The 12379-nt window shown below is 58.8% G+C and carries 10 protein-coding genes; all 10 read right to left on the reverse strand.

The annotated features are described in order from the left end of the window. Window positions 1-5: 5 nt before the first annotated feature. Window positions 6-905, reverse strand: a complete 900-nt coding sequence (locus ELR57_RS15160; protein ID WP_126959937.1) for an FAD binding domain-containing protein — start codon at window positions 903-905, stop codon at window positions 6-8. Window positions 906-937: 32 nt separating this feature from the next. After that, the gene (locus ELR57_RS15165; RefSeq protein ID WP_126959938.1) at window positions 938-1867 is read right to left on the reverse strand and encodes an ABC transporter permease; all 930 of its coding nucleotides are present in this window, start codon (window positions 1865-1867) and stop codon (window positions 938-940) included. 15 nt (window positions 1868-1882) lie between these two features. Then, a complete protein-coding gene (locus ELR57_RS15170; RefSeq protein ID WP_370452278.1) occupies window positions 1883-2971 on the reverse strand; it encodes an ABC transporter permease in 1089 nt (362 codons plus the stop codon). A 23-nt stretch (window positions 2972-2994) separates the two neighbouring features. Further along, a complete protein-coding gene (locus tag ELR57_RS15175) occupies window positions 2995-4533 on the reverse strand; it encodes an ABC transporter ATP-binding protein (protein ID WP_126959940.1) in 1539 nt (512 codons plus the stop codon). A 141-nt stretch (window positions 4534-4674) separates the two neighbouring features. Continuing rightward, a complete protein-coding gene (locus tag ELR57_RS15180) occupies window positions 4675-5859 on the reverse strand; it encodes a BMP family ABC transporter substrate-binding protein (RefSeq protein WP_126959941.1) in 1185 nt (394 codons plus the stop codon). Window positions 5860-6193: 334 nt separating this feature from the next. Further along, window positions 6194-6838, reverse strand: a complete 645-nt coding sequence (locus ELR57_RS15185) for a nucleotidyltransferase family protein (RefSeq protein ID WP_126959942.1) — start codon at window positions 6836-6838, stop codon at window positions 6194-6196. Beyond that, window positions 6753-7793, reverse strand: coding sequence for an XdhC family protein (locus tag ELR57_RS15190; protein ID WP_126959943.1), 1041 nt, complete (start codon window positions 7791-7793; stop codon window positions 6753-6755). The genes ELR57_RS15185 and ELR57_RS15190 overlap by 86 nt, the downstream gene beginning before the upstream one ends. Before the next feature lie 72 nt (window positions 7794-7865). Next, entirely contained in the window at window positions 7866-9200 is a 1335-nt protein-coding gene (locus ELR57_RS15195; RefSeq protein ID WP_126959944.1) for a 5'-deoxyadenosine deaminase, read from the reverse strand. A gap of 81 nt (window positions 9201-9281) precedes the next feature. Beyond that, entirely contained in the window at window positions 9282-10892 is a 1611-nt protein-coding gene (locus ELR57_RS15200) for a PucR family transcriptional regulator (protein WP_126959945.1), read from the reverse strand. 221 nt (window positions 10893-11113) lie between these two features. After that, a complete protein-coding gene (locus tag ELR57_RS15205) occupies window positions 11114-12343 on the reverse strand; it encodes an amidohydrolase family protein (RefSeq protein ID WP_126959946.1) in 1230 nt (409 codons plus the stop codon). Between the last annotated feature and the right edge of the window lie 36 nt (window positions 12344-12379).

Consider the following 12379-nt stretch of genomic DNA (forward strand, 5'->3'; position numbering starts at 1 on the left):
TCGAATCACCCTTTCGCGGCCGTGGATTGCGATGTCGTCCAGAGCGCCGCCGCAACGAGATTGGCGGCGGTCTGCTTGCGATAGAGATCCGTCGCGAAAGGATCGGCCTTCGGCGCATATTGGTCCAGAACGGCTTCATGCACTTCCTGCAGACGTTCCGCGCGAAGGGATTCTCCCAACAGAAGCTCCTCGGCCCGGGTCAACCGGCTAGGGGTCGTCTGGCCCCCTCCGGCGGCGATGCGAATCGCCGAGATGCTTCCGTCGGCTTCCAGCGTTCCCTGGATGGCAACCGTCACCAAAGAGGGCGTGAAAGCTTCTCTTCTTCCTACTTTATGGTAAGCGTAGAATCGCTTTGCGTTCGAAGTCGGATCGCCGTCTCCGCCGGGAATGCGGATGGCGGTCAATATTCGAGAAGCAGCGGAAGGAGCGGAAGCCCACTCCTCCGCGCTCTCGAGGATAAGCTGCGAGCCGTCTCGCCATTCGAGCTCGGCATTCAAGGCAATCAGCGCGGGAACGGAATCCCCGACGCGATACATTACGTTCCCGCCAAGGGTCGCCAGGTTGCGTACCGACCAGCCGGCTATGGCTTTGACGGCATCGGCAAGTAGCGGCGCTCGCTCTCCGACCAACCCGCTATTGCGACATTGCGTCAGGCTGGTCATCGAGCCGATCCGGAGTCCGTTCTCCGTCTCGGAGATTCCGCTTAAGTCCTCGATCGACCCCAGATCGATCAGATGCTTCGGAACGGCGGCCGTTCCGGCCTCCCATTGCGTACGAAGCAGGGTCGTCCCCGCCGCATAGGCGGAGTCCGCGCCCAGCGATTGCTTCAAGCCTACCGCTTCCTCCACGGTGCGGGGCTGCCAGACGGCAGGAGAGCGAAGGAGTTCCTCTTGATTCATCGCCATCCCTCATCCCTCCTTTTCTTCCTATCCGTTAACTAGAATCTTTGCTCGCGAATATACGGGACTCCCAGCGCTTCCGGCGAACCGGAAGGCTTGTTGCGATTGCGCCAGCCGAGATACATCAAGACGAGAATGGTGACAACGTACGGGATCATCTTCAGGAAATACGAGGGAATCGCGCTTCCGATCAGCTGGATCTTGAAGCCGATCGTATCCATGGCCCCGAAGAAGTAGGCGCAGAACAGGGCGCGGAGCGGATTCCACCGGGCGAAAATAATCAGGGCGACGGCGATCCATCCGCGTCCGGCGGTCATGCCCTCGATCCAGGTCGGCGAGTAGACGAGGAGAAGGTCCGCGCCGGCCAGGCCGATCAGCATCGAGCCGACGATGATGTAGCCATAGCGGAAAATCTGAACCGGGATGCCCATGACGTCGGCCGTTGCCGGATTGTCCCCGATCGCTCTCAGATGCAATCCGAAAGAGGTGCGGTGGATAAACAGATGAGCGGCGATCACGAGCGCGAAGCTGAACCAGGTCAGAATGTCGAGATGCGCGAACATGTCTCCGATAACCGGAACATCGTTCAGGAAGTTCAAATCGATCTTCGGAACGGAGCCGGGAATCGGCGTGCCCGTAATCGACTTGCCCAGGTAAGCGCTAAGCCCCGAACCGAACAGCGTCATCGCGAGGCCGCTGACGACCTGGTTCGTCCGCAGCGTGACGGTCAGGAAGGAGTGCAGCAAGCCCAGCGCCGCGCTTACGACGAAGACGGCGGCAAGCGTCCATCCCAGGCTGCCCGTATGGATGTAAGTCAAGCAGGCGGTGACGGCCCCCATCAGCATGAGGCCTTCGGCGCCAAGCTGCATGATGCCGGATCTCTCGATCAGAATGCCGCCGAGCGTCGCGAATAGCAGCGGGGTGCCGGAAGAGATAGCGGCAACTAGCAATTGCGTTAGTAAGTCCATAATCCGACCCTCTCCTTAACCGTTGCGGCGCAACCGGAATTTGCTGACCATATTGCCGGCGATCAGGAAGAACAGAATCGCCCCTTGAATCATGCTGGAGATCGAAGACGGCAGGCCCATCGTCTGAACGCTGTAGCCGCCGACGATCAAGCCGCCGAACAGAACGGAGGAGATGACCAGCCCGAACGGGTTCAGCTTCGCGATCCATGCGACGATGATCGCGGTGTAGCCGTAACCCGGCGAGATTCCGTACATCAGCCGGTGCGTTACGCCGGATACTTCGCTCATGCCGGCGATGCCGGCGACCGCTCCGCTGATGATCATCACGATCAGAATGTGCTTCTTGATATTGATGCCCGCGTTCTTGGCGGCGTCCTGGTTCGCTCCGATCAAGCGAAGCTCGTAGCCCCAGCGGGTGTACTTCACCGTGAACCAGTACAGGAGAACGATGACGAGCGCGAACACGAGGCCCAAGTGCAGGCGGGTGTCCCCCAGCACCGGAAGCATCTGCGCGTCGGTGAACATCGGCGTGCCCGGGAAGTTGAAGCCCTTCGGATCCTTCCAAGGGTCGAAGACGAGGTAATCCAGAAGCAGTAGCCCGATGTAGTTAAGCATGAGCGAAGTGATAAGCTCATTGACCTGGAAGTAGATCTTCGGGAGTGCCGTTAACGCTCCCCAGATTCCTCCCGCCACGATGGCGAACAGGAGCATCAGCGGAATCGTTGCGATCATCGGCAGATCCGGGAAGTAGATCGTCACCGCCGACGCTCCGATGGCGCCGGCGACGAATTGCCCTTCGGCGCCGATGTTCCATACCGAGATCCGGTAGGCGATCGCGACGCCGAGGCCGCAGAGCAGAAGCGGAATCGCTTTGACCAGCGTTTCGGTAATGCCGAATTCGGTCGCGAACGCGCCTCGGAACATTTTCTCGTAGACGAGCCATGGATTCTTGCCGTTCGCGGCGATGAAGATGGCGCAAGTCAGCAAGGCCAGCACGATCGAGACGATCGTCATCCACCAGGGGCTCTCCTTGCGCGCGGGATCGATCTCGAACCGGAAGGAAAATTTGCGGCGAACCGGGCTTGCCGCTTGATCTATCGGCATCGTGCCGGAAGCAGGCTGATGGCTCATACGGCTTCCTCCTCTTTCTCTCTAATGCCAGCCATGTACATGCCAATCCGTTCGCGGTTGGCTTCTTCCTGCGTCATCTCCCCGACGATGCTTCCGTTATAGATGATAAGAATGCGGTCCGAGAGCTGCATGACCTCTTCAAGGTCCTCCGAGATGAGCAGCACGCTCTTGCCTTCGTCCCTCAGCCCGTGCAGCAGTTGATGCACGCCCGCCGTCGCGCCCACATCCAATCCTTGAGTGGGGTGAACGGCGACCATCAGCTCCGGCTTGCGGTCGATCTCGCGGGCGAACAGCAGCTTCTGCTGGTTGCCGCCGGACAGTTGACGAACCGGTGCGTCGATCCCCGGCGTCTTGACGTCGAATTGCTCGACCAGCTGCTGGGACCAATCGCGATTGCTCTTGATCTTGAGGAAGCCGAACTTGGAGCGTTCCTCCGACCGGTAGGACTTGAACAACAGATTATCGACAACACCGAGGCTGCCCGCGAGGCCGCTCTTCATCCGGTTCTCGGGAACGTGGGAGATTCCGGATTCGATCGCTCCGCGCACAGATGCGGTTTTGATTTCGACGCCATTGAAGGTGATTTTGCCTTTCTTCCAGGAACAGAGACCGTTCAGCACTTCCGCCAGTTCGCTCTGTCCGTTGCCGGCCACGCCGGCAACGCCCACGATCTCGCCTTTGTATACGTTCAGGTTGAGATTGTTAAGGGCTTTGCGTCCATGCTCGGCATAGACATCCAGGTTCTCGACCTTCAGAAGCACGTCGCCTCTGGCTCGGGTTCTGCTCTGGATCTCGATCGGCGCGAAGTCGCTGCCGACCATCAGGCGGGCAAGATCTTTCTCGTTCGTATCGGACTTGTCGATCGTATGGATCATGCGGCCTTTGCGCATAACCGAGATCCGGTCGGCGGCGGCCATGACTTCCTTCATCTTGTGGGTCGTCAGGATAACGGTCTTGCCTTCGGACTTCATCTGCTCGAGCGTCAGGAACAGCTGATCGGCTTCGCCCGGGGTGAGCACGGAGGTCGGTTCGTCCAGGATGATGAATTCCGCTCCGCGATAGAGCGTCTTGACGATCTCGACGCGCTGCTGCTCTCCGACGGACAGCTGCCAGATCGGGCGGTCGACCGGGAAGGTCAGTCCGAAGTGGTTCGCGATGGATTCGATCTCCTCTTGCTTGTTCTTCATCCATCTCGGACCGCGCCAGAAGGAGGACTTCTCGCCCAGCACGATATTCTCCGCGGCGGTTAAGGTTTGGACGAGGCGGAAGTTCTGGAACACCATGCCGACGCCAAGCTTCGTCGCATCCTTAGGAGAACGGATCTTGACCTTCTCCCCGTGGATGTAGATGTCGCCGCTTGTCGGCCGATACACTCCGGACAGCATGCACATGATCGTGCTCTTGCCGGCGCCGTTCTCCCCGAGGAGGGCATGCACTTCGCCCGGTTTGCAGTTGAAGTTCACATGGTCGTTGGCGATGACGCTGCCGAATTGCTTCACGATTTGCTTCATTTCTAGGGAAAACGTCTCTCTCATCTTAGCTTCCTCCTTGTGCCTCAGAGGGCTTGTCATCCCCTCGCGAGCCCACGATAGATCGCCTTCCGGGGGGATAAATCAAGAAATCCCTTGGAGAAGGGATTTCTTGATTGGAAAGGATGAGCCGCACAGGCCTCAGGTTTATTGCGGGATCGTTCCTTCTACGCCCTTGACGAACCAGTTCATCTCAAGCACTTCCGCATCGGTCAGCGTTTGTCCGGCAGCTACCTTCTCCTTGCCGCTCTGGTCGACGATCGGACCGGTGAAGACGTTGAGCTCGCCGCTGATGAACTTCGCTTTGGCGTCCTCGATCAGCTTCTTGGCGTCGGCGTTGACGTTCTTGCCCAGAGGCGCAAGGTCGACCATTCCGTCCTTGAAGTCGCCGAGGTATTGCTCGTTCGTCCAAGTTCCGTCCATGAGAGCCTTAACCTTCTTCACGTAATACGGACCCCAGTTCCAGATCGGGTTCGTCAGATACGCGTCAGGCGCATACCTCGTCATGTCGGAGTCGTTGCCGCCCGCCATGGCGCCCTTCTCGGACGCGGCTTGCAGGGAAGCCGGAGAATCCTGGTAAGCAAGAAGCACGTCGGCGCCCTTGTCGAGCAAGCTTACGGCCGCATTGCGTTCCGTCGTCGGATCGAACCAGGTGTTCGTCCATACGACATTGACCTTGATATCCGGGTTGACGCTTTGAGCGCCTAGGGTGAAGGCGTTGATATTGTAGATAAGTTCAGGAATAGGGAATGCCGCTACGTATCCGAGCGTATTGTTCTTCGTCGTCTTGCCCGCCGCGATGCCGCTCAGATAGCTGGCTTCCCAGTTCTTGCCGAAGTAGGTCGCCATGTTATCGTTGGTCTTGTAGCCGCCGGCATGCTCGAATTTAACGTTCGGGAATTTCTTCGCCACGTTCAGGGTGTAGTCCATGTAGCCGAAGCTTGTCGCGAAGATGATGTCATGGTTCTGAGCAAGCTCGCTCATGATGCGCTCGGCGTCGGCGCCTTCCGGTACGTTCTCGACCGTATCCGCCTTGATGCCCAGCTCTTTCTCCATGTACTGTCTGCCCAGATCGTGCTGGTAAGTCCAGCCGCCGTCTCCCGGAGGCCCGATATACACGAACGCGACGCGAGGGTTCGCGATTCCCTTGCCGGAAGCCGACGCGGAAGGAGATGTGCTGGCTGCCGCCGAGGATGCCGGCGCCGATTCCGATGGGGATGCGGATCCCGATGGCGCGTTATTCTTGTTGTTGCCACCGCAGGCCGATAGAACGGCTGCCATCATAAACACCAGAACCAGACTTAGAGACCACGACCTTTTCACTCTTTTCATACTTTTCCTCCCCGACTCCCTATTTTTTGTCATCTCTATCGGTTTACCGGCCCCTTGCCGCTGCGGCAATCGCCGTTACCCGAGCGTTCTGTTCGTTCCAGCCCCTCAGGTGAGGTTCTCGAACGGAAGCACGAATGACTTATCTACAATATACTTTCAGGGTTATATAGCGTCAACTTACTTTACATTGAATTGGACTTAATAATGAAATGTACGGGTTTTTATTGTGCGCGATGCACCTATTACCCTGATTTTATGTAATGTTATATAACATATTCACAGGAAAACCGATCTCTCACCCGGCATATGACCCCTGAAATTTAGTATTCTTGCCTCATTCAGGGGCGCTATCGCGGGATTCCCCTGCCGACCGGGACGAAGCCCGCCGCCAATCGTCAAGAGTGTCCACGTCCGCGAAGAATTGTTCCGCGTCGATCTCCAGCAGCTTTCCGCGCCATGTGCCGTCCGCAAGAAGCCTCCGTGCCCCCTCGTCTCCGCGAAGACCGGCAAGCGCCGCGAACATCGCGCGTTTAAACAAAACAGGCGGATGAGCCTTCCCCCTCCGCCCGAAGGCCGCATAGTCGAGCGCTTCTTCCTTCTGCGCCGACCGCACCAAGCTTGTCAGCTCGGAAGAAGCGAGGAAAGGCTGATCCGCCAATACGATCAGAACGGCATCCGGGTCTTCGGCAAGAGCACGATCCAGGCCGCAGCGAATGGAAAACGACATGCCAAGGCGCGAATCCGGGCAAGCGACCGCCTCCAGCCTCCCCAAAGAGTCTCCCGCCTTCGCCTCGCGCCACCATTCCATGCCGTCATTCTCGCGAACGACGGCAATCACTCGTTCGATCTCCTCGCAGGCTAGCACTTCGGTTAACGCCGCCGCTCCAAGCCGTTTACCAGGAGCAAGCTCCAGGGACAGCTTGGGTCGCCCCATTCTCGAGCTCATGCCCGCCGCCAAATAGATTGCCGTTACCCTCACGAGAATTCCCTCCCGGCGTGCGGTTCCTCGCACGAGATTGCCTGACGGCGATAAGCTCGGCCGCGATGCTGACCGCGATCTCTTCCGGACCGTCGCTTCCGATATCCAGCCCCACCGGAGCATGAACGAACGAAGGCTTCTCCAAGCCGTCGAACAGCATCCGGATCCGCTTGCGCGAACCCATGACGCCCACATAAGCCGGCGAAAGCGGAAGTACGGCTTCCAGCATCTCGCGGTCTCTCTGCAGCTGATGGCCGCATACGAGAAGATAATCGCGGCTGCCGATCCCGAGCTCTCGAACGATCGACGGGACGCCGCCGGCCGCCAGCTCCGCCCCCGGGAATCGATCCGCGGTCAGCAGCCGGCTTCTCCAGTCGGCCACCGCCACCTTGAAACCGATTCGCGTCGCGAGCCGGAAGACCGGATCCATGTCCTCGCCCGCTCCGAAGAGAATTAGCCGCGCCCTCGGCGCGAAGCGCTGCTCGAAGAGCCATTCCCCCGCCTCCGGCGCTCCCGTCCCGTCTTCTTCAAGCGCCTTCACCGCGTATTGAATGCGGCCATTCGCCTTCTTTCTAATGAAAGAAACCGTCCGCCCCGCTTCATTCGCTTCATATGCGAAGCGAAGGTGCGCCGCCAGCTCCCCCGCCAGAGGCTCCAGCAGAATCAGCAGCTTGCCGCCGCAGCCGATCGCCTCGCCCCACATCGCGTCTTCCTCCGGCTCCATGTTATAGGAAAGCAGTTCCGTCTCCCCGGTCGCCAGGAGCGAATCCACCCGCTCCCTCAAGTCGGACTCCAGGCAGCCGGGACTGATGCCCCCCAGTTCTCCGCCATCCTGCAGCAGAAGCATGGCCGCCCCCGTCTTGCGATAGGAGTGGCCTTCCACCCCGATGACGGTGGCCAGTACGGAGGGCCTGCCGTCCAGAGCGGCATATCGCAGAATCTCGTAAGCGTCCATTCGCCGTCCCTCCGCCCTCGCCGTGCCCGGCACAGCTATTTTTTTACAGATCCAAACCCGATGTCAGAGACCTTAACCGATTCTAGCCAGCAAGCTCTTCAGCGACTTATCCGCCTCTCTCAGCACGACTCCCCGGTCGATGGTCCGAACCTGCTTGCCGGACATGACGACCTGGCCGTCGATCAGCACCGTATCCACATCGCCTCTCGTCGCCGCGTACACGACGCGCGAGAACAGGTCGGCGTCATAAGAAGGATAGACATGGAAGTCTTCCAGGTCGAGCAGCTGCAGATCGGCGAGCTTGCCAACCTCGATGCTGCCGATCTCCTTCTCCAGACCGAGCACTTCGGCGCCGCCTATCGTCGCCATGCGCAGCACCTTCCTCGCATCCATTACCGTCGGGCCGTGCTGAACCTTCTGGATGAACGCCGTCAGGCGCATCTCCTGGTACATATCCAGATTGTTGTTGCAAGGAGCGCCATCCGCCCCGATCCCGACCGGAATGCCGCGGCCGAGCAGATCGGGAATCTCCGCCATGCCGGACGCCAGCTTCATGTTGGAGCCCGGGCAATGAGTGATTTTGACGCCGCGTTCCTTGATGATCCGCTTCTCTTCCTCATCCAGCCAGATGCTGTGCGCCAGAATCAAATTCGGCTTCGCCAGCCCGATATGGTCGAGATAAACGACGTTGCGCATGCCGCGCTCCGCCTCCACGATCGCGATCTCGTCCCGGTTCTCGGAAGCGTGCGTGTGCACCCGAACCCCGTATTGCGCGGATAGATCCCGAACCCCGACGAGCAGCTCCTCCGTGCAAGAGACGACAAAACGCGGGCAGAACGCATAATGAATGCGGCCGTTCGCCGCCCCGTTCCACTTCGTAAGCAGATCGACGCTCTCTTGCAGGGAACGATCCGTCTTCTCTTGAAGAGGAAGCGGAACCTCCGTTCCGTGATCCATCATCACCTTGCCCGAGATCGCCCGCAATCCGCTGCTCTCGATCGCCCGGAAAGCCGCGTCCGTATAATGGACCGTCTCCATATCGAGAATGGTCGTCGTTCCGCTGCGGATCAGCTCTCCGATGCCGAGCAGGGCCGAATAATAGATCGAATCCTCCGAGTGCGCCGCCTCCAGAGGCCAGATTCTCTCGCGCAGCCAGTCGATCAACGCCAGGTCGTCCGCCCTTCCGCGGAATAGCGTCTGGCACAGATGAATGTGAGTCTGCACGAAGCCGGGCAGCAGCACCTTGCCCCCCGCTTCGATGATCTCGCCCCCTTCGGCAGCCTCCGCCCCGAGATTGTCGCCGATCCCGGCGATGCGATTCCCCTCGATCAGCAGATCCCCGGTAAAGATGTCGTTGTTCTCGTTCATCGTCATGATAATGGCATTGCGTATCAGCTTCTTGGCCATAGGTCGCACCTCCAGTTAAGGTCTAGCGGGAACGAGTCTGACTCCGATAAGTCCCCGTACTTCTCTCTTTATTCCTTCCGCTCAGATCCTCATCGCTCGCTGCGCGTATTCCTCGCGATTCAGCGACTTGCGGAAGAGAAAGACCAGCTTAAGGCGAAGCAGGTCGTTGATTCGTTTGAAGTCGACGTCCAGCAGCTCGCCGAGCTTCTCGATCCGATAGGTCGCCGTATTCCGATGGATAAACAGCTTCTTCGCCGTCTCGTTCATCTGCCCGTCGTTGTCGAGGTAAGTCTCCAGCGTCCGCATCATCTCCAGCACGTATTCCGGATCCTTGCCCATCAGTCCGCCCAGCCAGCGATCGCAATACATCTGCATCCGTTCGCGGGTTACGTGTTCGAACAAGAAAGCGAGATCGAGAGTCTCGTACCGCACGAAACGCTCTCCGACGCCCCACTCGTCCGCCAAACGCATCGTCTCCCTGCACTCCCGGAACGCTTCAGCCAGCTGCTCCGGCTTTCTTTTTCTTCCGCTCAGCGCGATCTTCACTTCCCCGAACGCTTCCAGCTTCCGCCCCGAGAGGCACGAAGCGAGCGCCGCCTCGATCAGATCCCCATCCTCGCCCGATCCGCTTGGGAACAAAGAGAACAGCCCCTCATCCACGACGATATGCAGGCCTTTGAGTTCTTGGAGCTTGGAATGGCTGAGAACTTCGGCCTTCAGCGTCTCCAGCCGCTCCTGCCGAATCTCCACCGACGCCAACTGCGGATAATCGATCAGAACGCCGAGATAAGGCTGTTCGATCAGATCGATCTCCCACCGTCCCGCGTATTCCTTCACCGTCTCGATGGCGAGGCCGTTCTTCAGGTGGCGTCTGATCAGCAAGCCAAGGTCCTTCTGGACAGACAATTCAAAGTAATCTTCATAATTGAAATTCAAGTGGTAGGATAGAAGCTCCGCCGCTTGCGAATACAAGCTTTCTTCGATCGCGGACAGGATGACCCTCGGCGTGAAGAAAAGGACGAAGCCGGTACATTGCGATTGCTTCATGAGAGGAACCCGGAACGCTTGCCACGACTTGTTCTTCACCCAGCTGTGATGCTGGTGCCAGGGCCATTGGAACAGCAGCTCGTTGTCCGGGACGGCAGAGCTGTTGTAGACCATCTGGCCTCTCGATCCGACGACGGCCATCGGCTCTCCGATGACCTCGGCGACCGAGTCGAACAACTGCCGGATGTGATCGGGCTGCAAGGCGAACCGCATGAGCCTCACCTGCTTGTCGAGCACCTCCTGAAGAATGCCGGTGCTTCGCTTCATGTCTTCATGGAACAAGCCGTTCATCTGATCGGAGAACGTAAATTGGAAGGGGAGTTCAATGAGAGGGAAGCCCAGTTCATCCGCCCGGGCGATCAACGCCTCGGGAATGGAGTCCCAGAAGCGCCCCAGCTTGATGCCGAAGCCCGAAGCTCCGCACTTATCCAGCTTGTCGAGCAGATCGGCCGCCTCTTCCGGGTCGTCCTTGATCAGATAAGCGGTCGTGAACAGCATCTCGCCCTCTTTGATCCAATCCGTGATGTCAGGTGCATCCATGACATTAACCGACCTTACGATTCGATTGCTTCCCGCTCGACCTGCCACAAGCTTCGCCTCGGACAAGGGATAGACGGATAAAGCCTGCTCGACGGTAAGATGCATAGATAGCCCTCCTAGGAATGAACGCGAACCGATTCGGAAGTTCCCATTCCGTTCATGTTAGTTTAAGTAACATTTTAGAAGGATACTATCATATGCGCAATACTTATGTCAGGAATAATAACGTTTTTTCATCCTATTTTTGTGAAAATAATTCAAAAGAGGCGGCTTCCGCGCGGGATAGCCGCCTTCCATTTGGATATATTCGCCATGGAGCGCATTCATTAATAAATCCGTTCCCCCGACTTCCAGACCAGGCGTTCTCTCGGACGGTCGTAGATGACGTCCAGAATTCCATCCGCCTTGACGAGAACCAGGTCAGCCGGCTCTCCGGGGAATAACCCCTTGGTTCCGCGGCTCCCCAGAGCCCTGGCCGCGTTCGTCGTGCACATGTCCGCCAACAGCCTCGCTTCTCTCGCCGAACCCATATGCGCGGTCTGCGCCAGAAGAAGCGCGATGTCCAGCGGATCGCCCGTGCCGAACGGAGTGAAAGCGTTGCGAACGTTATTGGAGCCGAAGCAGACGTTCACTCCCGCGTCCAGCAGCGCTCGGACCGGCGTTAGCCCCCGGCGAATGCGGCAGGTATCTTGACGTCCATTCAAGTAAAGATCCGTTGCCGGAAGAGTAAAGACGTGAATGTCCGCCTCCGCCATCTCCGCCGCGATCCTCTTGGCCGTATCGAGCTCCGCCGAACCCAGGGAGGTCAGGTGGCCGACCGCCACCCTGCCTTGAAGGCCATACTTCTTCGTCAGGGAGATGACATCCAGGATGGCGAGCTGCTCGGGGTCGTCGGAGAAATCCAGGTGGAGGTCGACCGGAAGGCCGAAGCTCTCCGCCAGCCGGAACACATACTCGAGATGCTCGAGCGAATCCCTGTCGTTATAGGGCACCCCGCCGATGGCGTCCGCTCCCTCTCTTGCCGCCTCTTCGAGCAGCTGCGCCGTCCCCGGCTGCCAGAAGATCCCCTCCTGGGGGAATGCCACCAATTGAAGATCGAGCTTCCCCTCATATTCCTTCTTAAGCTCGACCGCCGAATGCCAGCTCATCAGCCTCAGGACCGGATCGATCTCCACTTGCGTTCGCATCCGAGTAACCCCGAACCGGGATGCCCGGTCCAGCAGCTTGCGCGAGCGGGAGAGGATGTCCTCGGGCGAATAGCCCGACTTCAGCTCCGCCGTCATGGAGATCGCTTCCTTCAGGTCCGCCGCTTCGCCCGGCATCCGTTCCGTCAGGAAAGCTTTGTCCAAGTGGATATGCGTCTCTATCAGACCCGGCATAGCGGTATATTCGGATGCATCGAGCTCGTTATCCGCCTTATGGGAGGCGGAGACGGTCGATCCTTCGCCTGCCCCGGCTTCCATGAAAGCGATTTTCCCGTCCCGGATTCCGATCTGGACCCTCTCTCCGGTCGCCGCGTTCAGGCAGTCCCGGAGAAGCCAATCCAGCTGCTTCATCCCCTTCACCTCTTCCCTTCTTCGTTCATGCCGATC

The sequence above is a fragment of the Cohnella sp. AR92 genome, assembly GCF_003990975.1.
Classification (GTDB): Bacteria; Bacillota; Bacilli; order Paenibacillales; family Paenibacillaceae; genus Cohnella.